General features: G+C 58.9%; 20 protein-coding genes. 10 read left to right on the top strand and 10 right to left on the bottom strand.

The genetic code is table 11. The features are described from left to right. Positions 1-88: 88 nt before the first annotated feature. Entirely contained in the window at positions 89-619 is a 531-nt protein-coding gene (locus BI347_RS19135; RefSeq protein WP_071116788.1) for a hypothetical protein, read from the bottom strand. Positions 620-1305: 686 nt separating this feature from the next. Between BI347_RS19135 and BI347_RS24430 the strand changes: the two genes are divergently transcribed. Next, a complete protein-coding gene (locus BI347_RS24430; protein ID WP_204378116.1) occupies positions 1306-1758 on the top strand; it encodes a CsbD family protein in 453 nt (150 codons plus the stop codon). A gap of 114 nt (positions 1759-1872) precedes the next feature. Here BI347_RS24430 and BI347_RS19125 read toward each other — a convergent pair whose 3' ends face one another. Then, on the bottom strand, positions 1873-2739 hold the full coding sequence (locus tag BI347_RS19125; RefSeq protein ID WP_071116787.1) for an IS3 family transposase: 867 nt from the start codon (positions 2737-2739) through the stop codon (positions 1873-1875). Further along, positions 2736-3029, bottom strand: a complete 294-nt coding sequence (locus BI347_RS19120; RefSeq protein WP_046166891.1) for a transposase — start codon at positions 3027-3029, stop codon at positions 2736-2738. Before BI347_RS19120 ends, BI347_RS19125 begins: the two co-directional genes overlap by 4 nt. A 278-nt stretch (positions 3030-3307) precedes the next feature. Here BI347_RS19120 and BI347_RS23060 point away from each other — a divergent pair, with 278 nt between their 5' ends. The 4 genes from BI347_RS23060 (at position 3308) to BI347_RS23735 (ending at position 6780) form a co-directional block, all read left to right on the top strand. Further along, positions 3308-3823: a DUF3304 domain-containing protein gene (locus BI347_RS23060; RefSeq protein WP_083339056.1), complete on the top strand. Its 516-nt coding sequence runs from the start codon at positions 3308-3310 to the stop codon at positions 3821-3823. 10 nt (positions 3824-3833) lie between these two features. After that, positions 3834-5408 carry a T6SS phospholipase effector Tle1-like catalytic domain-containing protein gene (locus BI347_RS19110; protein WP_071116785.1) on the top strand — a complete coding sequence of 525 codons (1575 nt, stop codon included), beginning with the start codon at positions 3834-3836 and terminating at the stop codon, positions 5406-5408. Between the two features lie 64 nt (positions 5409-5472). Further along, complete coding sequence (locus BI347_RS19105; RefSeq protein WP_071116784.1) at positions 5473-5820, top strand: hypothetical protein; 348 nt, start codon at positions 5473-5475, stop codon at positions 5818-5820. 612 nt (positions 5821-6432) lie between these two features. Further along, entirely contained in the window at positions 6433-6780 is a 348-nt protein-coding gene (locus BI347_RS23735) for a hypothetical protein (protein ID WP_139167269.1), read from the top strand. A 262-nt stretch (positions 6781-7042) separates the two neighbouring features. Here the strand turns inward: BI347_RS23735 and BI347_RS24055 are convergent, their stop codons facing one another. Next, positions 7043-7180, bottom strand: a complete 138-nt coding sequence (locus BI347_RS24055; protein ID WP_158020825.1) for a hypothetical protein — start codon at positions 7178-7180, stop codon at positions 7043-7045. A gap of 125 nt (positions 7181-7305) precedes the next feature. On the opposite strand from BI347_RS24055, the gene BI347_RS19095 reads away from it, so the two are divergent. Then, positions 7306-9348, top strand: a complete 2043-nt coding sequence (locus tag BI347_RS19095; RefSeq protein WP_158020824.1) for a putative bifunctional diguanylate cyclase/phosphodiesterase — start codon at positions 7306-7308, stop codon at positions 9346-9348. Between the two features lie 93 nt (positions 9349-9441). Next, entirely contained in the window at positions 9442-9870 is a 429-nt protein-coding gene (locus BI347_RS19090; protein WP_071114485.1) for an organic hydroperoxide resistance protein, read from the top strand. Between the two features lie 150 nt (positions 9871-10020). Here BI347_RS19090 and cysN read toward each other — a convergent pair whose 3' ends face one another. Together cysN and cysD are read right to left on the bottom strand one after the other, a co-directional pair. Further along, positions 10021-11460 (bottom strand): sulfate adenylyltransferase subunit CysN, encoded by a 1440-nt coding sequence (gene cysN / locus BI347_RS19085; protein WP_071114469.1) that lies wholly within the window; start codon positions 11458-11460, stop codon positions 10021-10023. Continuing rightward, positions 11460-12386, bottom strand: coding sequence for a sulfate adenylyltransferase subunit CysD (gene cysD, locus BI347_RS19080; protein WP_071114470.1), 927 nt, complete (start codon positions 12384-12386; stop codon positions 11460-11462). Before cysD ends, cysN begins: the two co-directional genes overlap by 1 nt. Before the next feature lie 352 nt (positions 12387-12738). Here cysD and fliD point away from each other — a divergent pair, with 352 nt between their 5' ends. The 3 genes from fliD to BI347_RS19065 all read left to right on the top strand — a co-directional run bounded on the left by fliD (position 12739) and on the right by BI347_RS19065 (position 17883). Then, positions 12739-14127: a flagellar filament capping protein FliD gene (gene fliD / locus BI347_RS19075; protein ID WP_071116781.1), complete on the top strand. Its 1389-nt coding sequence runs from the start codon at positions 12739-12741 to the stop codon at positions 14125-14127. A 220-nt stretch (positions 14128-14347) separates the two neighbouring features. Further along, positions 14348-15337 carry an LD-carboxypeptidase gene (locus BI347_RS19070; protein WP_239690961.1) on the top strand — a complete coding sequence of 330 codons (990 nt, stop codon included), beginning with the start codon at positions 14348-14350 and terminating at the stop codon, positions 15335-15337. 107 nt (positions 15338-15444) lie between these two features. Continuing rightward, complete coding sequence (locus tag BI347_RS19065) at positions 15445-17883, top strand: alpha/beta hydrolase family protein (RefSeq protein ID WP_083339054.1); 2439 nt, start codon at positions 15445-15447, stop codon at positions 17881-17883. Positions 17884-18028: 145 nt separating this feature from the next. On the opposite strand, the gene serC is transcribed toward BI347_RS19065, so the two are convergent. The 4 genes from serC to gyrA form a co-directional block, all read right to left on the bottom strand. After that, positions 18029-19117, bottom strand: coding sequence for a 3-phosphoserine/phosphohydroxythreonine transaminase (gene serC / locus BI347_RS19060; RefSeq protein WP_071114473.1), 1089 nt, complete (start codon positions 19115-19117; stop codon positions 18029-18031). Between the two features lie 126 nt (positions 19118-19243). After that, complete coding sequence (locus BI347_RS19055; protein ID WP_071114474.1) at positions 19244-19684, bottom strand: PaaI family thioesterase; 441 nt, start codon at positions 19682-19684, stop codon at positions 19244-19246. Beyond that, entirely contained in the window at positions 19681-20151 is a 471-nt protein-coding gene (locus BI347_RS19050) for a PaaI family thioesterase (RefSeq protein ID WP_071114475.1), read from the bottom strand. The genes BI347_RS19055 and BI347_RS19050 overlap by 4 nt, the downstream gene beginning before the upstream one ends. Then, a complete protein-coding gene (gyrA, locus tag BI347_RS19045) occupies positions 20151-22757 on the bottom strand; it encodes a DNA gyrase subunit A (RefSeq protein WP_071114476.1) in 2607 nt (868 codons plus the stop codon). The genes BI347_RS19050 and gyrA overlap by 1 nt, the downstream gene beginning before the upstream one ends. Positions 22758-22805 lie beyond the last annotated feature (48 nt).

The raw sequence follows: 22805 nt of genomic DNA, 5'->3' as shown, positions 1-22805 counted from the left end.
CTACGAACCATATCCAATCTGAAATCATTGCTGGAAACCGGGGGAGGGGGCTCTGATTTTCACGCCAGCCTGATTGGTAAGCTGAGTTTCAACCGCCGCGGCGCAGCCTATCCTGAGCAAGCCTTTCGTGCTCTTCATCGCTAGGGCTCCAGCCTGCCTGCTTTAACTCCCGAGATAAGCGCCTATAGGTTTCTACCTCGTATTCCGGCGTGCAGACATTGTCAGCGGCAGGTTGCCAGTTCACGCGCTTTTTCCAGTCGGCCACATAGCGCGGCATAACATCGCCGTGATATTCGCCGCAAGTATGCTTCACTTCGTGACGCAGATCGCGGGTGGCGGCATTTCGAGCGATACGGATGTGGGCCCATTGCATATTCTGGTCGAAACTGGTGCAGCCTTGCATGAAGGCGCCTATAGCCCAGATCCATTTTGTCATGCCGCAGGCGGTATGGATATCGCTGATGGTGGAAACTTCGGCAGTGACTTTCAGTTTTGGAAAGTCTTTTATTCGATCCTCCATCTGCGTACTACCAAATGGATTAATGTTGTTGCTGGTTTCCTGGGCGAAAATTTGATCCGACAAAGATATGGAAATCAGCGCAATGATGATACTTTTCAAACAACCACCTATGATTGCAAAAAATACTCAGCAAAAAATAGGATTGCGGTGATGTTGTATGGATTTTATTACAGGCCGGACGCAGTGGAAATGCTTCGGATAATAAAAAATTTTTCACGCAAAACTAAACTGAAATTGCCAAATAAATCAATTAAAAATAAATACCGATTTTGTGAAACTATCTTGCATATTCTTGACAGCAGCCTTTCCATAAATGATTTTGTCATCTTAATGGGCGATGTGAGGTGCTGAAGAGGTTTTGATGCATTCAGGGGGTGTATTATAATTTCGGCTAACCGGTTGCTCAAGCGGAAGTTCATTAAAAACCCATATGAATCAAGCAAATAACAGGAAAGTTGACAAGTGATTTTATATTGAAAAATGAATAAAACGGATAGGTAAAATTTGATGGGGCCTGACTCTGGGTTGGAGTTTTTGATCTAATTTTTCTCAATTCCAGTGGTGTTGCCATACTGGTTTCTGCAAAATTTCCGCAAACGGGCTGGGCATTTTTCCAGTTCTTTTCTTGACAATCCTCAAGTCATTTAATTCATTGTGCATGAATTTTTTGTTTGCCTTGATAGATTGCCTCAGTGCGCTCTCGCACAGACTGCTCGTGCCTGAGTGCTGACTCTTTGCCTGGCAAGCTCGTCATTCGACGATGCTAGATCTAAGGAGTAATGATCATGAGTGGAATCACGGAACGGTTTGAGGCGGGACACTCTCATCATGGAGCAGATAGGAATGAGAAGGGGATTCAAGATTTGGGAATGTTAGTGTATCAATGGTTTTGGTACGTCAATTTATTTGTCCCCTCCTTGATACTCAACATGTGGCGACAAAATGCTCAAGAAACTGCGTCCAAGCTGGAGGCGATAGAGCAAGCTGCGGCCGGCGCTGATGGCAAGTCGGCTGGCTATAGTGCCGTTGGAGAGGTTGAAGATCATGCATCTAATCTGAATTGGAAGCAGCGTATCGGCACAGCCAAGCAGACTTGGAGCAGGCTGACGGAGGACGAATTGCTTCAAACAGAGGGCGACTCGCACAAGCTTGCAGCTTTGCTTAAGGAACGCTATAGCCTTTCCGGGGAAGTAGCCGATAAGCAAGTTATGGGATTTCTTGACCATTCAGCGGCTTAGCTCGTCTTGCTTAAATGGGAACCCGCCTTGGCGGGTTTTTTATGTGCCTGCAGGCGATCAGGTGTACTTGCTGTTCGATAGCACTGGTCTGTCCCACTCTCCATGGACAGAGGGTTAAGCACTAAGCTCTGAGCGGCGGCGTTCGAACTCAACCGGGGTCAGGTACCCCAGGGTCGAATGACGTCGTTGGTGATTGTAAAAACGGATGTAATCAAACACATCTGTACGCGCCTCCTCGTAGCTCCGGTAGTGGGTCAGATAAACACGTTCCGACTTCAGTGAACGGAAGAAGCTCTCCATCGCTGCATTATCCCAGCAGTTCCCGGCGCGGGAGTGGCTCGGTACCATCCCATGCCGCTTCAGCAGCGCCTGGTAGTCAAAGGCACAGTACTGACTCCCACGGTCCGAATGCAGAATCACCTCTCCTGAAGGCTTGCGACGCGCCACCGCCATCGTCAGGGCAGCATGCACCAGTTCTTGCTGCATTCGGTGATGCATGGCCCAGCCCACTATCGCCCGGGAGTACAAGTCGAGTACCACCGCCAGGTACAGCCACCCCTCACTGGTCCGGATATAGGTCATATCCGACACCCAACGCTGATTGATGTCGCAAGCAGCAAATTGGCGCTGTAATAGATTGGGCGCTACGGGGAGAAGATGTTGGCCACCACTCACGGGTCGCCAACGTTTACGAGTTCTGACCCTGATACCGTTTCTCCGCATCAAGCCCGCGATGCGATGCCGCCCACAGGCGAAACCCTGCGTTAGAAGTTCGGCATGAATTCGCCGATGGCCATAGATGCCGTTGACCTCAGCATACACCAGCCGGATTTCGCGCAGTAGTTGTCGGTTCGCCATCTCTCGCGCCGAAGGGGGGCGGTGTAGCCACGCATAGTAGCCACTGCGGGACACACGAAACAGTTGGCACATCGGGGCTACTGGGTAGCGGCCCGACAGTGCCTGAATCGCGCGGAATTTCACTTCGTGGGTTGCGAGAAGATGGCGAGCGCTTTTTTTAGGACATCGCGCTCCATGGTAACGCGGGCCAGCTCATCCCGCAGTCGCTTGAGCTCGGCGGCTTCACCGGTCTGTTTGCCTCGGCCGGGGAAGGCATCGGGTCCGGCGTCTTGGAGCTGACGCTTCCACTTGCCCAGCAGCGACTCGGTAATGTCGAAGGCTTGGGCAACATGCCGTAACGGGGTGCCGGCAAGTACCTGCTCAACCGCTTCGCGCTTGAGGGCCTCCGGGAAAGTACGTCTGGTCTTGATCATGAACACTGCTCCTTGGTGGGGATTATCCACCTTAAGTTAGTGTCCACGGGGATCGGGACAGACCACGGGCGAGGATCTGTGCCCTTGATGCCCTTGCCCAGGTAAAGACCCTCCACGGCAAGGCCGGGGGATTTTGGCTTGCCAAACATCCCCCGGGCCTGCCGCCCGGCGAGGGCGCTTTTGACTTCCCAGGGAAACCAAGACCTAACACCAATGGTCAGCAGACAGACGGTGTTGTCTTGGTTTAGCATTTGCTGAAATTCAACGGAGTGTAATGAATGCATGGTTTTAGCAAGTGTATCGTCCTGGTCAGCCTGCTGCTGGTCGGTTGTAGTACCGCGTCCGGACTTCCGGACGACCCCTTTGCGGGTAAGGCGCGGGCATTGAGCATCGTCCTGGTCAACCATACGGACCGCTACGTATCGCAAGCCTTTGTGGATAAATATTGGGCTGCGAATATGGGGAAGCGTTATCCGGATGGCTCGCCGCGAGGTGGATATTCTTCTGTTTGTTGCTATTCGGGCGTGACTGATTGGCGCAAGCCGGTACGGGTAATGTGGGAGTGGGGGAGAGAAGAAGAGCCGGGCGTAGGTAATAAAAACGGTACCTACACTCCGGGTAAATTGATTCTTCCTGACGAGGAGCATGTTGTGATGGCCAAATTGCCGCCTCGTTTTCCAGTGGATAGCCCCGATATGTTTAAGCAAGAAACCTCTTTGTGTGTAATTTTTAGAGATTTGAATACTGTAGAATTGGACTATGCGGTAGGTAGCGTAGCTTGCGCTAAAAAATAAGGATAAATCAATGAGTTTGCGGCAGTCTGGAAATTATATTGATGATGGCATCCTAGATGCGGCGGCGGAGCAGGCTAGAATGGCCCGCTACAGAAAGGAACACGGTTGGGATGACTATAAAACCGCAATGGATCGGGTTCGATGCCGGCTTTGTGCAAAGATTAGTCTTTATTTTGATGGCACTGGCAATAATCTGTACAGCGAGCAGGCGAAGCAGCCAGAGAAGCAAGCGATATCAAATGTGGGGAGGCTATTTCTCGCAAATTTGGAAGATAAAGGACAAGACTCTTTTCGAGAGTACGTGCCTGGGGTTGGTACTAATTTCAATTCAAAATTTTACGACATCGGCGAGGATAAGGGTGGCACCTTAGGTTTGGCATTCGGCAAGGGTGGTGAAATGCGTTTGCAGCATGCGCTGCGCCGTTTTGCCGAAATATTAGATGTTGAGTATGGCGATGGAGCAATGAGTCACATTCCAGTTATTCAAGTGAATGTGTTTGGCTTTTCGCGTGGTGCAACGCTAGCAAGGGCCTTTGTGCTTAGGTTGTTTAAAGAGCAATGCGAAATTACCGAGGGCGGTGCCGTCAAATGGAAGTCCCACTTTGGTAGAAGGGTGCCGCTGGAGCTAAATTTCCTGGGATTGTTTGATACCGTGGCGTCTGTCGGTGGCCCAGGGATGCATGCCGATTGGGCGAAAGATTTACGGATTCCTACACAAGTAAAGCGTTGTGTGCATTTGGTGTCCGCACATGAGGTTCGCCAGGCCTTTCCTTTGGACTCCATTGCACATGATGGCGCATATCCGAACAATAGCGAAGAGGTGATTTACCCTGGCGTGCATTCGGATGTCGGTGGTGGATATTATCCGAATGAGCAAGGCCGCAGTAATGACCTGGCTAAAATTCCACTGAGAGAAATGTATTTTGAAGCGCTTAAGGCAGGCGTGCCGCTACTTTCTTTGAAGGATATGGATGCGAAAGCTCGACCTCAATTCTATTTAAGTGATGATACGACTGTTGATTCTTATATTGCCTATCGGGAGGCGCTCACTAGTTCCGGCGGCGATCTGGTTAGCCAAATCCGCGACCATCGCATTCCTTTGTTCAAATGGCGTAGCGCCTTGGCGCGCAGTGACGATAATACGCCCCTGTTGTCCGGTCTGATTCCCAAGGCGAATTGTGAGGCGTGCTTAGCCGCGCCGGAGGCAAGGCCGCAGTTCAAGTTTGATGACAAGCGTTGGAAGGACAAGGTGCCTGAGGATGCGACCGAACAGGGCAAGCAGCTGGTCACCGAACAGAAGCGGCTTATCCGTCAGATTGAGTTCATCCGCAACCCGTATGAGGGTACTGGCCAGGACCGGCATCCGCGAGCCCAGACCGACTACGAAAAGTTGATCCTGAGCGGCTGGGACAGCACGGTGCCGGTGTCGGATGCCGTGGCGGCCTTCCTGGCCAATCACGTTCATGACTCCGTGGCGCACTTTTCCGGCTGGCCCTGCGCGCTCTACGACCCTAGGGAGATTTTCCTCCACCGAGACACGGTCCTGGCTCAGGGAGATGCGCTAGGGCAAGGGGCGGTAGTCTAGCCGGCGTGGCCTTTGCCCTTATGGCTAGTCTATAACCATAGAATGGGGTTTCTAGGAGCGTATTGTGCTAATAGAAATAACAAGAATTCTAGGGTTCGAGCTTGGCGCGTGGCAAGTGGATGTGTTGCTTGAGCTTAGCGAGCTTGAGTCGATTCCGGATTGGGAAGTTATTGTTTTTGCTCTTCCTATCCTGCCGGGGCAGGTGTTTTTCATTGATAGACCATATCGGGATGTTCATGAGCTGGCGCTGGCTGGCCGGCTTGTGGAGGGGGAGTGGCGAGCCAAGATGCAGATGATCGATCCAATGGGGGTAGGTCGTTCAATGGATTCCGCAAAGCTGGCTTTGGTAAGAAGCATCAATGCGTCGATCGTGGCTGCGAAAAAGGGCGGCGAAGTAGTGGTGCAGCGATAGATGGACCGGAGGGGGAAGCATCAAATGTGGTTGGAGAAATCAAGATCGCCAGGTGCTGCGTTTGGGCTTTGGCAGGTGGACTTGTTGCTAGAACCATCCGAAATGGCGTCGATCCAAGGCCGTACGCCTGTCCGGTTTGAGCTACCGGTTCTGGCTGGGCAAATGTTTGACGTTGTCCGGCCTTTCCGGGGAGTTACCGATCCATTCATGACGGGGCGGATTGTGAACGGAGTGTGGCGCGCTGTGATTAGGACGGTCAGCGTTGAGCCTGAGAGCATGTCTCATGTTCGCCGCGTCCTGGCTCAGCACATCAACGCAGGGATTCGGAGCCGAACAAAGGGCCGCGAAGCGGACCTAGACGGGTGACTGGTAATACCCGTCTTTTTTCTCATTTTGATCCAAAACACCCCGGTTTCGGCCTGATTTTAGGCAATAAAAATACTATTGTCATTGCATGATGTCTTGCTCTCCAGTAGGAAGAAGCGTTGGAGCCAGCGACCCTAGAGCAGGGGAGCAACGTCTTGAAGGTGGCCTGAATGCGCCGCGCAACCTCATGGCGATCTGCGCGACATCTTCTTGCTTGGTTCCTTCATCAGCTTGTGGTGCATTGAAATGAAAGATAAAGACGCTCAATTAGATATTGTGAAAGCAAGCTCTAGGCCGTGGATGTTATGGCGGACATATTTAATTCGCTGGCTAATTTTTGGGTTTATTGCGGGCGCTATCGGACGACCTATTACCGAGAATATTGACCACTATTGGCAGCAGGTAGCTATGCAGGGGCTTAGTGGATTGGTATTTGGATTAGCCTGCTGGGTGGTATTCACGCCACTACAAAATAAAGTCAATCCTTCTCGAAAGCGCTGGCTTAGTTGGGTAACTGTTATCGGGACATGGATGAGTATGAAGTTTGTGTTTGCCGGGATTATGCTATACGCGTTTAACGTGCAAATCCGGTAGGCCTCGTATTTGTCTGCTTGAGTTTTGTTAAGTCAGACTTCATTGCCATTATTGAAGATCCCGCTCAGCAGCATTCCGAAGTTTCCTCAAAGTGTTGCGCAGATACGACATGAATCGTGTCAGTCGCATAAATTTTTTCTGATAGAATCTTGCCCATAATTTTGAAATCCAATATTTTACATAATATAGATTATGCGAACTATAAGCCGTCTTCGATATCAGAGAAGCGCCGTGGCCTCGCAGTCCTCCGAATGCGCCGCTGCTACTCTGCAAACGCTTCGCCCGCCTCTGGACACGTGAAGCCCGCGGTCGCGTCGGCGCGGCGCTTCAGCATCATCACGATGTCGCCCAGCTGTGACCAGTCGCCGTGCGCGTGATGCCCGACCAGCTCCTGCATCATCGCCTAAACTGACAATCGTTCTCTCTCTCTCAGGTGCGAGACCAGCCATGGCCAGGCATTCCTCTTTAGAGCGGCCCCGTCCTTTCCGATTGGTGCCCTATTTTTTTCTGCTATCGCTATTGCTGATGGGCATTGCTACCGGATTGATGGCCGGCTATCTGCGACATTACTCCGGCGAGCAGCTGCTGCAGCTGGAGAAAAGCCGCGCGGCGTCGCTGGCGCAGATTTTCGAAAATTCGCTATGGAGCGATTTCAGGCCATTGATCCCGCTGGCCAACAAGCCGGCCAAGCTGCAGCAGGCGGCGCGGCAGGCCAAATTGCGCGACGCGGTGGTGGAGTTGATGCGCGGGACCGACGTCATCAAGCTCAAGGTATACGCGCTCAACGGCTTGACGCTGTTTTCCACCGATGCCGAGCAGATAGGCGAAGACGAAAGCGACAACGGCGGCTACCGTTCGGCCGCTGCCAATGTGCCCGCCAGCGAATTGGCCCACAGCCACAGCATTGATGCGTTTGAGCGCACGCTGACCGAGCGCGACATCATCTCCACCTATGTGCCGGTGCACGCGCCCGATGGCAAAGTCGAAGGCGTGCTTGAAGTTTATCTGGACGCCACGCCATTCGTTTCAAGCTCGTCTCGACGGTTGATGTGGCTTACGCTGGCCATCTGCGCGTTGATGGGGGTGCTGTTCATCGCCCAAATGCTGGTCGTTCTCCACGCCGGGCGAATCATAGCCCGGCAGGCCTTGGCTCTTGAGGATGCCAATCGCGATCTGGACCAACGTGTGGCGGAGCGGACCCAGGCGCTGGAAAACGCCAATCAACAGCTTGAGGGGGAGATATCCGAACGCCGCCGCGCCGAGGACCGGCTTGACCGGCTGGCGCACCACGATCCATTGACCAGCCTGCCCAACCGCCTGCTGTTCCACAAACGCCTGCAACAGGCGCTGGACCGCCCGGAGATTGGCGAGCGCGGCCTAGCCCTGCTGTATATCGACCTGGACCGTTTTAAGGATGTCAATGATACGATGGGCCATTATGTCGGCGACCAGCTGCTGATGGCAGTGGCCGCCCGCCTCTCCGCCCATGTTCGTCCACAAGATTTGCTGGCCCGGCTGGGCGGCGACGAATTCGTTTGCGTGCTCGATCAGCTGGACAGCCGCGACACCGCAGGCATCGTTGCCGAAAAACTGTTGTCGTTGTTCAACCAACCCTTTGCCGTCCATGACAACGACCTTTATCTGTCTGCCAGCATAGGCATCAGCTTTGCCCTGGGCGATGGCGCGGATGTCGACACCCTGGTGCGCAATGCCGACATCGCCATGTATCAGGCCAAGTCGACCGGCCGCAACCGCTGCCAGCCCTACACCCCCGAATTGTCCGCGGCGGCCGAGGCGAGAGTCGCCATAGAAAGACAATTGCGTCAGGCACTGGACAATCACGAGATCGAAGTGCATTACCAGCCCAAGGTCGACTCGGCTAGCGGCGCCTTGATCGGCGCGGAGGCGCTGGCAAGGTGGAACAGTCCTATGCTGGGCAGCGTGCCCCCTGCCCGCTTCATCCCCATTGCCGAAGAGTGCGGACTGATCCTGCCGCTGGGCGAGCTGGTGCTGGAGAAAACCTGCCGCCAACTGGCGCAATGGCGCCAGCAAGGCTTCAGCATTCCGTCGGTTTCGGTCAATTTGTCAGTCAAGCAACTGGAGCACGATGATTTGCCTCAACGGATACAGGCTTTGCTGGACAGGCATGGGCTAGCCCCCGGCCAGCTGGAGTTGGAAATCACCGAAAGCGTGATCATGGCGGTGGATGACGCCATTGTCACGCTGGCGGCGCTGCGCAAGCTGGGAGTCCGGCTGTCCATCGACGACTTCGGCACCGGCTATTCATCGCTGGCCTATCTCAGACAACTACCGGTGCAAGTCCTGAAAATAGATCGCAGCTTCATCATGGGCATCGGCGCCGGCAAGGATGGCGAGGCCATCATCCGCACCATCATCGCACTCGCCGCCAGCCTGGGGCTGGACCCGGTGGCGGAGGGCGTGGAGACGCAGGCCCAAGTGGATTTTCTGCGGCAGGCCGGCTGCACCGCGATCCAGGGCTTCCACTACGGCCGGCCCCAGCCGCCGCAACGCTTCATGGCGGACTGGCACGACAAGATAGGCATTTGATCCCATCCTTTCAGACTATCCAGAACGTCACGGAACCCATAGACCGGTCATAATCTCGATTCCACTTCAACCGCCGCATGAAAGGCGATGAATATGACCGGAAAACTCGAGAAAGTGCTGTATACCGCCAAGGCCCACACCACCGGCGGCCGCGACGGGCGCTCAGTCAGCGATGACAGCCTGCTGGATGTCAAGCTGGCCGTGCCCAAGGCAATGGGCGGCGCAGGAGGCGCGACCAATCCGGAGCAACTGTTCGCCGCCGGCTATTCGGCCTGCTTCATGGGGGCCATCCGCCATGTGGCCGGGCTGAAAAAAATCGCCGTTCCGGCCGATGCCAGCATCGATGCCAGCATTGCCATCGGTCCGATTCCAAAAGGCTTCGGCATCGCCGCCCAGTTGGATATCAGCCTGCCGGGCATGGCGCGAGAAGCGGCCCAGGATCTGGTTGACGCCGCCCACCAGGTATGTCCCTACTCCAACGCCACTCGCGGCAATATAGAAGTCATCATCACCGTCAAGTAGCGGCATCCCAGGCTGGCCGCAGCCGGCTGCCTCTCCCATCGGAAACCGACGTACATCAGCCATATCAAAATCATGGATGGCCGGCTGACATCGCAAGAGAAAACCGCCCCGGCATGCCGGGGCGGTTTTCTTTGGCGCTGACCGCAAGCGTCAAGGCTTGGCGGTTTCGGACAGGCGTTGCGCCAGCTCGGCCAGCGTCATCTGCGGGTAATGCTTGTGCAGCAGCAGAGCCAGTTCCTGTTCGAACTGCTGCCAGGAGGTCAGCCTGTCCTGCATGCCATCGGCCACCGCCTGGCTGATCATGCCGGCGGCGACGGTGCCGTTGCTCAGGCGGTCGATCAGAATCAGGCTGCCGCTGCCGCGGCAGTTCCGGTACGAATCAAACACTGCCGGGTTGTTGAGCGAGATGCGGCACAGACCGATTTCGTTGAGCGCCAACGCCTCGGCCGGGGTATTGGCCAACGTATTGATGTCCACCCGGTGCTGGATGGATTCGATGCGGCCGGTCACGTATTTGCCAGCCAACTTGAAGCCGTACTCCTTGCCAGGCCGCAGCGGCACCTCGCCCATCGCCACCAGGTTGGCGTCGAAGCTGCGCGACACATGGGGCGCCGCCTCGTCGGCGCGCACCAGCATGTCACCGCGCGAGATGTCGATTTCGTCTTCCAGCGTCAGAGTGACGGCCTGGCCGGATGACGCTCTGGGCAAGCTGCCGCCATAGACGACGATTTCTTTCACCCGGCTTTGCTTGCCGGAGGGCAAGGCCACAATGCGGTCGCCCTGGTGGATGCTGCCGGACGCCACCGTGCCGCAGAAGCCGCGGAAATCCAGATTGGGCCGGTTGACGTATTGCACCGGCAGGCGGAAGACGTCCAGCGCCACGTCGTGGCTGATCTGCACCGTTTCCAGCAGATGCATCAGGGGCGGCCCCTGATACCAGGGGGCGGCCTCGCTGTGGCTGACCACATTGTCGCCGCGCAGCGCGGACAGCGGCACAAAGCGGATGTCGGGGATGTCCAGGTGTTCGGCGAAGGTCAGATATTCGTCGCGGATGCGGTTGAACACGTCTTCGCTATAGTCCACCAGGTCCATCTTGTTCACCGCCACGATCACATGGCGGATGCCCAGCAGGCTGACGATATGGCTGTGGCGGCGGGTCTGGGTCTGCACGCCGCGCCTGGCGTCTATCAAGATGATGGCCAGGTTGCTGGTGGAGGCGCCGGTGGCCATATTGCGGGTGTACTGTTCGTGCCCCGGGCAGTCGGCGATGATGAATTTGCGCTTGTCGGTGCTGAAGTAGCGGTAGGCGACATCGATGGTGATGCCCTGTTCCCGCTCGGCCTGCAGGCCGTCCACCAGCAATGCCAGGTCTATGTTCTGGTCGGTGGTGTTGTACTTCTTCGAGTCGCGTTCTATCGCCGCCAACTGGTCTTCGAAAATCAGCTTGGAGTCGTGCAGCAGGCGGCCTATCAGAGTGGATTTGCCATCGTCGACGCTGCCACAGGTGATGAAGCGCAGCATGTCCTTGTTTTCATGCTGGCGCAGGTATTCCAGGATGTCCCCGGAGATCAGTTCGGATTGGTGCGACATTAGAAATACCCTTCCATTTTCTTCTTTTCCATCGAGCCGGCGCTGTCGTGGTCTATCAGCCGGCCCTGGCGCTCGGAGGTGCGGGTCAGCAGCATCTCCTGGATCACCTCGGGCAAGGAGGTGGCGCCGGACTCCACTGCGCCGGTCAGCGGGTAGCAGCCCAGCGTGCGGAAGCGTACCTTGCGGGTTTCGATGCGGGCCTTTTCCTCTGGAGTCAGATACTGCAGGATGCGGTCGTCGTCTATCATGATCAGCATGCCGTCGCGCTCCACCACCCGGCGCTCGGCGGCGAAGTACAGCGGCACGATCTCGATGCTTTCCAGATAGATGTATTGCCAGATGTCCAGCTCGGTCCAGTTGGACAGCGGGAACACGCGGATGCTCTCGCCCTTGTCTATCTTGCCGTTGTAGATATTCCAGAGTTCCGGTCGCTGGTTTTTCGGGTCCCAGCGATGGTTCTTGTCGCGGAAGGAGTAAACGCGCTCCTTGGCGCGGCTTTTCTCCTCGTCCCGGCGCGCGCCACCGAAGGCCGCGTCGAACTTGTATTTGTCGAGGGCCTGCTTTAAGCCCTCGGTCTTCATCACGTCGGTGTGCTTGGCGCTGCCGGCGGTAAAGGGATTGATGCCGGCATCCACGCCGTCTTGATTGATGTGGACGATCAGATCCCAGCCGTTTTCCCTGGCCTGTTTGTCGCGCAGTGCGATCATCTCGCGGAATTTCCAGGTGGTGTCCACGTGCATCAGCGGAAACGGCGGCTTGCCCGGATAGAAAGCCTTCTTGGCCAGGTGCAGCATCACCGCGGAGTCCTTGCCGATGGAGTACAGCATCACCGGGTTTTCGAATTCCGCCGCCACTTCGCGGATGATGTGGATGGACTCGGCCTCCAGTTGTTGCAGGTGAGTCAGCCTTGCTTGATCGATATCCATGCTTGCAGCCCGTTCTTTGATGAGGCCAATCTACCGGAAATGTCCTGAGGCGTTCAAAACCGATTGGATATATCAATATAAACTTAGCAAATCTTAAAAAATGAATTCAAAGAATAAGCAAGACACGACGCGTAAGCCGCAGCCGGGCGTGTAATATTAGAAAAACTGGCGTACCGGCTAAAGTTGTCGGCCAACCGGTCGATAGAAGTTCAGAAAACCGTTTTCATCCACCGGATGCGAATCACAATAACAGCAGCACTCAGTCCGTGATGACAGCTTGGCAGCTCATTGGCCCTAATTTGCAACATACCTGTTTGATGGCAGATCAGGCAGGGGCTTGGGAGACGACGTCATGTCAGCTTCATCTATCAGTAGTAGCGTCGGCCCGCTTGACGTGCAGTCCATTGTCAGCCAATTGGTCGCCGCTGATTCGCAACCGCTGGTTCAAAGCCAGCAGCGGGTCAGCAATTACCAGTCGGAACTGAGCACCCTGGGTCAGGTTAGCTCCGCCTTGTCCAGCCTGCAGTCCGCCGCTACGACATTGGCATCGGGAACCTTCCTGCAGCAGTTCAGCGCAACCTCTTCCGACAGCACCATCGCCACCGCCACCGCCACCACTGGCGGCGCCGCCGGATCGTATGTGCTAAACGTGTCGCAGCTGGCGCAGTCCCGTCAGCTGGTTTTTGACCAAGGCTCCAACGGCAAGCCGATTACCGACGAAAACGCCGCGCTATCCGGCGCGCCCTCTTCGTTGACGTTCAGCGTGAATGGCACCAGCAGCACCGTGCAGCTCAGCAATAATGGCAGCCCGACCTCGCTGTCCTCCATCGCCAGCAGCATCAATGGCGCCGGCATTGGCGTATCCGCCTCCATCGTGCAATACAACAACAATTACTCGCTGGTGCTGAACTCCACCCAGGCCGGCCCCAGCAACGCATTCTCGATCACCTCGGGCGGGACGGACAGCAGCTCCACTTCCGGGAACACGCTGGCGGGCCTGCAGCAAAGCAGCATCGCAGCCGGAGAGTCGACCAACGCCCAGAATGCGCTGATGACGGTGAACGGCGTCAACGTCTCCTCCAGCAGCAATGCCGTCACCAATGTGATCAACGGCACCACGGTTAACCTGGAGAAAGTCGGCCAGGTCACGATCAACATGAGTCAGAACACCGCCAATATCACCTCCACGCTGCAGAGCTTTGTTTCGGCCTACAACCAGGTGGTATCAGCGACCAATTCCGCCACCAGCAGCTCCACCACCGTGGGTAATGCCCCGGCCAACACTGATATCAGCAGCGACCTGACCGGCCTGCAAGAGCAACTGGCGGACATGTTGGGCACCCCGGTGCCGGGAGCGGATCCGGTCAATTCCTACGCCTATCTCGCCCAGGTGGGAATCACCCAGAGCGCGGACGGCACGCTGGCGCTCAACTCGACTACGTTCAACGCGGCGCTGACGGCCAACCCATCCGCGGTGTCGAACCTGTTCGGCAACGCCCAGAATACCGGTGTCGGCAACACCTTCAACACCGCCATCAACAATCTGCTAGGACCGACCGGCTTGATAACCATCGATCAGAACAATCTCAACTCGCAGGTGACGACCGAGCAGCAGCTGCAAGGCCAGTTGCAAAGCCAGCTCACCAACGAACAAAGCAGCCTGCTGACCGAATACTCCAATCTCAACAGCGAACTGTCGCAGATGGAGCAGGCATCAAGCAGCATGGCCAACCTGCTATAGCCTGACTCCCTTGCCTCTCGCGGGCGGTCCCCTTGGCTGGAGGCCGCCTTTTCTTTTGGCGTATACTCGTCCAAATCCCGTCACCGCCAGATTGGCCGGAACTCATGGCCAGCCGACACGTCCGATTTTCATGACTCCAGACATCAATCTCCCCCGTCGCCACTTGCTGCAATGGCTAGCCATCGGCACCGGCGTCGGCATTTTGCAAGGATGCCGCTCCATGCCCGATCAAACCGCACAGCCCGCCGTCCGCACCCAAGTCTGCCTGTATCTGACCGCCTGCTCCGGCATCGTGCCAGCGAAACAGCGCCAGCTGGCCTTGCCGCGCCTGGAGCGGGCCGGTTTCCAGCTGGAAAACACCGCTGCGCTGGAGCGCGCATACCAACGCTTTGCCGGTAGCGACGAACAAAGGCTGGGCGACTTGCAGGCCCTGCTGTCCATGCCGCAACTTCCCCCGCTGACGCTGGCCGCGCGCGGCGGCTATGGCGCAATGCGGCTGCTGCCGCATTTCGACTTTGCCCGCCTGGGCGCGCGGCTGAAGGATTCGCACACGCTGCTGGTGGGCTACAGCGACTTCTGCGCCATCCAGCTGGCGCTGCTGGCCAAGAGCGGCGTCGGCAGCTTCGCCGGCCCAATGCTGGCCGATTTCGGCGGGGCGAATCCCAGCTCCTACACCATCAACGAGTTCTTCAGCGCCATCACCTCCCCGCAACGCAGCCTGCGCATTCCCATAGGGCAAACCCAGGCCAGCGGAGAGGGCATCTTCTGGGGTGGCAACCTGAGCGTGCTCTCCAGCCTGGCCGGCACGCCTTATCTGCCGGACATCAAGGGCGGCCTGCTGTTCCTGGAGGACGTCGGCGAGCAACCGTACCGGGTGGAACGCATGTTGCAGCAGCTGCACCTTGCCGGCGTGCTGTCGCGGCAGAAAGCCATCTTTCTGGGCGACTTCTCGATGCAGAAGCATCAGGATGTCTACGATCCGCACTACAATTTCGATGCGGTCGTCGCCGAACTGCGCCGCATCAGCGGCGTGCCGGTGTTCACCGGCATTCCCTTCGGCCACATTGCCAACAAGACCACGCTGCCGCTGGGCTATCCGGCGCGCTTCGATGCCGATGGCGGCGGGCTGAGCCTGCAATTCTTCAACTACCCGACCATTGCGCCTACCGGCCTGCAGCCAGAGGCCATTCTCGGAACGCAGCTGGCCTGACCGCCGCGGCGGAATAATGCCATGTCAAACGCTTGACTCGGGCGCGTCGCTGGTGCAGTTTGACTGTTTTGCGCTCAGGCAGCAGCGTTGCCTCATCTGGAGATTGCATGGCTATCCGTCACAAACCTCTGGCCGGCCTGGTTCTGGCCGGCTTGCTGTCCCCTTGCCTTGCCGCGGAGTCTGGCTACCAGACGCCTCCGCCCGAACTGGCGGCACTGGTGGACGCGCCGCGCACGCCTTTGCAGTCGCTCAATCCCCAGCGCGATACCATTCTGCAAACCCATAGGCCCGGCCTGCCCGGCATAGCGGACGTGTCGCAGCCTGAGTTGAGACTGGCTGGCTTGCGCTTGAATCCCAGAATGCACGCCGGCAGCCGCTTCGAGTTCGGCAATGCGCTGACTTTGCTGGATATCGCTAGCGGCAAGAGCCGCGCGGTGGCCGGCCTGCCGGCCAGCCCCCGCATCGCCGACAGCCAATGGTCGCCCGATGGCAAGCGGGCGGCGCTGAGCCTGTGGGGAGACAAGGGTGTGGAGCTGTGGCTGCTGGATGCCGCCAAGGCGCGGGCGCACCGCCTGGGCGGCTTTCATCTCAACGCCAGCAGCGGCCGCGGCTTTGCCTGGACCGGCCAGCAATTGCTGGTCAAGCTGCGCCCCGCAGGACAGGGCGCGGCGCCAGAGAAGCCGACCACGCCTGCCGACCCCAATATCCAGCAGAGCCTGGGCGGCAAGTTGTCGCAAACCCGCACGTATCCGGACCTGCTGAAAACGCCGTACGACGCCGATCTGCTCGATTACGAGCTGACCAGCCAGCTGGCGCTGGTGGATGCGGACGGCAAGGTGCGCAATATCGGCAAGCCCGACCGCTACCTGGCGGTGCAGCCCTCGCCGGATCGGCAGTATCTGCTGTCGGTGCGCCTGCAGCGCCCCTACTCCACCCTGGTGCCGATCGACCGCTTTCCGCAACGGATCGAGGTGCTGGACATGAAGGGCCGCAGCGTGCACTTGGTGGCGCAGCGCCCGCTGCTGGAGCGCCTACCGTCCGGCAACGATGCGGTGGAAAGCGGTCCGCGCGAGGTGGAGTGGCGCGCCGACGCGCCAGCGTCGCTGTTCTGGGCTGAGGCCCAGGATGGCGGCGATCCGGCGCTAGACGCCAAAGTGCGGGATGCCTTGTATCTTCAGGCGGCGCCGTTCACCCAGCCGCCGTTCAAGCTGCAGGAGCTGGCCAGCCGCTTTGCCGATATCCAGTGGGGCCGCGACGATCTGGCCCTGGTCAGCGAATACTGGTGGAAAACCCGCGACATCAAGACCTGGCGCGTCCAGCCCGGGCATCCCGGCAAAACCGCCGAGTTGCTGAACAGCCGCAAATCGGAAGACCGCTACGCCGATCCGGGCGCACCGGCGATGATCAGCAATGGCCAGGGACAATCCCTGCTGCAAACCAGCGCCGACGGCCACAGCCTGTATCTGCTCGGCGACGGCGCCAGTCCGGAAGGCGACCGCCCGTTCATCGACAAGTTTGATCTGAACAGCAAGCAAAGCGCCCGGCTGTGGCGATCGAAGGCACCATGGTACGAACAGCCGCTGGCGGTGCTGGATGGGCAGAAAGCGTTGCTGAGCCGCGAGCAGGTGGAGCAGCCGTCCAATCTGTATCTGAAAACGCTGGGACAGGACGACGGCCTGCGTCAGCTGACTTTCTTCGCCCACCCCACCCCGCAATTGAAAAGCGTGCACAAGCAGCAACTACGCTACAAGCGGGCGGATGGAGTGGACCTGACCGCCACCCTGTACCTGCCTCCCGGCTACGACGCCAAGCGCGACGGCCCGCTGCCGATGCTGATGTGGGCGTATCCCGCCGAGTTCAAGAGCGCCGACGCCGCCAGCCAGGTCACCGACTCGCCGTACCGTTTCAACCGCATCGGCTACTGGGGACCGGAGGCCTTGCTGGCGCGCGGCTACGCGGTGCTGGATGACCCCACCATGCCCATCGTCGGCGAAGGCAGCCAGGAGCCCAACGACAGCTACCTGCCGCAATTGAAGATGGACGCGCAGGCCGCGGTGGACGAGGTGGTGAAACTGGGGGTGGCCGATCGCGACCGCATCGCCATCGGCGGCCATTCCTATGGCTCGTTCATGACTGCCAACCTGCTGGCGCACACCCGGCTGTTCCGCGCCGGCATTGCCCGATCCGGAGCTTTCAATCGCACGCTGACGCCATTCGGCTTCCAGTCGGAAGAGCGCAACTTCTGGCAGGCGAAGGATGTGTACCAGACCATGTCGCCGTTCAACTACGCCGACCAGATCAAGGACGCCTTGCTGATGATCCATGGCGAGGCCGACAACAATCCGGGCACCTTCCCCATCCAAAGCGAGCGAATGTACCAGGCGTTGCAGGGGCTGGGCGGCACCGCGCGGCTGGTGATGCTACCGGCGGAAAGCCACGGCTACCGCGCGCGCGAATCCATCCTGCACATGTTGTGGGAGGAAGACCGCTGGCTGGATCAATACGTCAAGCACGCCAAGCCGCGGCCGGCGGGAACGCAGCCATAGCGGCGGGTTCCCGCCGCTCCTGCCGCGCAACGGCGCCTTGGATTCTGACCGAAATGACAGCGCATAACGGCGCAGTCAGGACTCCAGAAATGAAAACGGCCCTGACAGCGCGCGCTATCAGGGCCGGATGGGATGGTTTCCGATCTCAGCTATGCTGCCGGGCGAAATCCTGCATGAAGTTGACTAGCGATTTCACGCCCTCGATCGGCATCGCGTTGTAGATGGAAGCGCGCATGCCCCCCACCGCGCGATGGCCCTTCAGTTGCACCAGGCCGTTCTTGCGCGCCTCCAGCAGGAATATTTCGTCCAGCGCCTCGTCCTTCAGCTTGAATACCACATTCATCTTGGAGCGGAACGGCGCTTCGATATGGGTAGAGTAGAAGCCTTCGCTGCCGTCTATCACGTGATACAGCAGGCCGGCCTTTTCCTCGTTGCGGGTGGCGATGCCCTTGATCGCGCCCTGCTCCTTCATCCACTTGAACACCAGGCCGGCGATATAGATGGGGTAGGTGCCGGGCGTGTTGTACATCGAGTCGGCGTCGGCGTGCACCTGATAGTTCATCATGGTGGGAATGTCCGCTTTCGCCTTGCCCAGCAGATCCTCGCGGATCACCAGCACGGTCAGGCCGGAGGGGCCGATGTTCTTCTGCGCGCCGGCATAGATCATGCCGAAGCGGCTGACATCCACCTCGCGCGACAGGAAGTCGGACGACATGTCGCAGACCAGCGGCACACCGTCCAGCGTGGACGGGATGTGCGGAAACTGTAGCCCGCCTATGGTTTCGTTGGAGGTGTAATGCAGATAGGCGGCCTTGGGATCGCGCTGCCAGGCGGACTCGTCTGGCACGTAGCCGAAATTGCGGTCCTCGCTGCTGGCCACGACATTCACTTTAGCGTAGCGTTTGGCCTCCTTGATCGCCAGCTTGGACCAGTGGCCGGTGTTGACGATGTCGATGCTGGCCTTGTCGCCCAGCAGATTGAGCGGCGCCATCGCGAATTGCAGCGAAGCGCCGCCCTGCAGGAATAGCACCTTGTAGTTGGCGGGAATCTGCATCAACTCGCGCAGGTCGTGCTCGGCGTCATGGATGATGCTCATGAATTCCTTGCCGCGATGGCTCATCTCCATCACGCTCATGCCCGAGCCATGCCAATCCAGCAATTCGCTTTGCGCCTCGGCCAGCACCTGGTGCGGCAGGACGGCGGGACCGGCGGAAAAGTTGTACACCTTGGCCATGTCTATCCTTTATCTGTTGCGTGTATTGGGGTCAGCCGGCTTGGGCTGTCAGTACGAGTGTATAAAAAAACCGGCACGTCCCGCCAGGGATGCGCCGGTTTTCCTTGAGCCGCCATCGCAGGCGGCTCAGTTGCTCAGCAGAAAATGGGCGCGCGCCACTGCAACCGGCTTGCTGCGGTCATCTTGCCAGGCTTCAATCAGCACATGGGCCACCCGCTTGCCCTGCTTGGTGATTTCGCATTGGGCGCTCAGCGTCTGCGGGCGCCCCGGGCGCAGGTAGTCCAGCGAGAAGTCCACTATCTTCGGCGCTTCCAGCGATTCGCGGTTCCACATCAGATGTATGATCGCCGCGCTTTCCATAAAGCCGCCAATCAGGCCGCCATGCAGCGCCGGCAAGGCGGTATTGCCGACATTGCGTTTGGCGAACGGCAGGTCGAAGCGCAACTCGCCCGCGTCGTCCTCGCTCAGTTCCACTCCCATCAGCTTGACATAGGGCAACGTGTCCACGATCTCGGCAAAGGCCTTGCGTTCGCGCAGCTCGGCGAAGCGTTGCATGAATTCGCTCATGGCCGGCCCTCCTCCTGAAGCATAGGCGTACGGCTGGACTCGCGCATGAAGGTGGCCACGCCGTGGGCGATGGGGTCGGCCGGATTCTCGTGATAGCACACCGCGCGGGTGAAAGCGATCTGACTGGCCAGCCGGTAGCATTCGGCGGTGCAGTAGATGGCCTTGCCCGGCGTGGCGGACTTCAGGTAGTCGATGCGCAGATCCAGGGTGGCGATGGTTTCCGCCCCCGGCAACTGGGTAGTCACGGCGATGGCGCTACAGGTGTCCACCAGCGAGGTGATCACCCCGCCATGGATGATGCCGGAGGTCGGATTGCCCACCAGGTCTTCGCGCCATGCCAGTTTCAGCGTGGGCTTGCGCCCCTCGGTGCCGACATATTCGAAACCCAGCGTCGCGCAGTGGGGGAAGGAGACGAAGAGCGCGCTCATCGCCTCCAGCACCTGCGGGTTGGCAGGGGTCGGAATCATTACGCTTCGCCCTGCTCCGCCGCGCCCGCGGCGTCGCCCTCTTCACCATCGACGTCGACTTCCGCCTCGGATTCGGCCACGATCTCCAGGCCGATCAGCTTTTCGCCATCGTCCAGGTTGATCAGGCGCACGCCTTGGGCCGAGCGGCCGGTTTCGCGCACTTCCGCCACCTTGGTGCGGATCAGCACGCCGCCGGTGGTGATCAGCATCACGTCGTCGGTTTCCTCCACCAGGCTGGCCGCAACCAGCTTGAGGCCGGTCTTGTCGGTCAGGTCCATGGCGATCACGCCCTGGGTGCCGCGGCTGGTCAGGCGGAAGTCGCCGACGCAGGTGCGCTTGCCGTAGCCGCCGTCGCTGGCGGTCAGCACCATCTGCTGCTCCGAGTTGCTCACCAGCAGCGAGATCACCTGCTGATCGTCAGCCAGCATCATGCCGCGCACGCCAGTGGCGTTGCGGCCCATGGCGCGGACTGCGGTTTCGCTGAAGCGCACGGCCTTGCCGGCGTCGGAGAACAGCATCACCTGGTCGTCGCCGTGGGTCAGCGCCACGCCGATCAGGTTGTCGCCGTCATCCAGGTTGACCGCGATGATGCCGGCAGTGCGCGGACGGGAGAAGTCCACCAGTGGGGTCTTCTTCACGGTGCCGTTGGCGGTGCACATGAAGATGAACTGGTCGTCGCGGAATTCCTTGACCGGCAACAGCGCGTTGATCTTCTCGCCCGCCTCCAGCGGCAGCACGTTGACCATCGGTTTGCCGCGGCTCTGGCGGCCGCCTTGTGGCAGATCGTACACCTTGCGCCAGTAGCAGCGGCCACGGCTGGAGAAGCACAGCACGTAGTCGTGGGTATTGGCGACGAACAGCGTTTCGATGAAGTCGTCGTCCTTGGTGGCGGCGGCCTGCTTGCCGCGTCCGCCGCGGCGCTGCGAGCTGTAGTCGTCTATCGGCTGCGCCTTGATGTAGCCGCTGTGCGAGATGGTCACCACCATGTCTTGCGGGGTGATCAGGTCTTCGATGTTGATGTCGCCGCCGTAAGGCTCGATCTCGGAGCGGCGCGGGTCGCCGAACTGGGCGCGGATGGCGGTCAGCTCGTCGGAGATGATCTGGTTGATGCGCTCCGGACGGGCCAGGGTGTCCAGCAGGTCCAGAATCACCGCCATGATGTCGCGGTATTCGCCGACGATCTTATCCTGCTCCAGGCCGGTCAGGCGCTGCAGGCGCATTTCCAGGATGGCCTGGGCTTGCGTGTCGGACAAGCGGTAGCCGTCGGTCTTCAGGCCGAAGCTTTCATCCAGGCCTTCCGGCCGGGCCTTGTCCGGATCGACACGCGACAGCATCTCTTCCACCAACTGCGAGCGCCAGACGCGGTCCATCAAGGCGATCTTGGCTTGCGGCGGGGTTTCGGAGGCCTTGATCAGCGCGATGATCTCGTCCACGTTGGACAGCGCGACGGCCAGGCCTTCCAGGATGTGGCCGCGCTCGCGGGCCTTCTTCAATTCGAAGATGGTGCGGCGGGTGACCACTTCGCGGCGGTGGCGCAGGAATTCCACCAGAATCTGCTTCAGGTTCAGCAGGCGCGGCTGGCCGTCGACCAGCGCCACCATATTGATGCCGAAGCTGTCCTGCAGCTGGGTCAGCTTGTACAGGTGGTTGAGTACCACTTCCGGCACTTCGCCGCGCTTCAGCTCGATCACCACGCGCATGCCGGACTTGTCCGACTCGTCGCGCAGGTCGGAAATGCCTTCGATCTGCTTGTCGCGCACCAGTTCGCTGATGCGTTCCAGCAGGCGCGCCTTGTTCACCTGATACGGAATCTCGTCGACGATGATCGCTTCGCGGTCGCCCTTGCCTATCGGTTCGGTATGGGTGCGCGCGCGCATGATCACGCGGCCGCGGCCGGTGCGGTAGCCTTCCTTGACGCCGGCGGTGCCGTAGATGATGCCCGCGGTCGGGAAGTCCGGCGCCGGAATGATGTCGATCAGCTCGTCTATCGTCAGCTCGCTGTTGGCCAGCAGGGCCAGGCAGGCGTCGACGACTTCATTCAAGTTGTGCGGCGGGATGTTGGTGGCCATGCCCACCGCGATGCCGGAGGAGCCGTTGATCAGTAGGTTGGGAAGCTTGGCCGGCAGGATCAGCGGTTCGTGTTCGGAGCCGTCGTAGTTGGGGCCGAAATCGACGGTTTCTTTTTCGATGTCGGACAGCAGCTCGTGCGCGATGCGCGCCATGCGGATTTCGGTGTAACGCATGGCGGCGGCGTTGTCGCCGTCCACCGAGCCGAAGTTGCCCTGGCCGTCCACCAGCGGGTAGCGCAGCGAAAAGTCCTGTGCCAAGCGCACGATGGTGTCGTACACCGCGGTGTCGCCGTGCGGGTGGTATTTACCGATCACGTCGCCAACGATACGGGCCGACTTCTTGTATGCGCGGTTCCAATCGTTGGACAGCTCGTGCATGGCGAACAGCACGCGGCGGTGCACCGGCTTGAGGCCGTCGCGCACGTCCGGCAGTGCGCGGCCCACGATCACGCTCATCGCGTAGTCGAGATAAGAACGGCGCATCTCCTCTTCGAGGCTGATGGGAATCGTTTCCTTGGCGAACAGGTTATCGGTCATAGTGTCTTGATTCGTAAGGATGATCCGGCCACCGTTCGCCAGGTGCGC

The sequence above is a fragment of the Chromobacterium sphagni genome (assembly GCF_001855575.1).
GTDB classification, from domain to species: Bacteria; Pseudomonadota; Gammaproteobacteria; order Burkholderiales; family Chromobacteriaceae; genus Chromobacterium; species Chromobacterium sphagni.
This window is presented reverse-complemented; position numbering and strand designations above follow the sequence as displayed.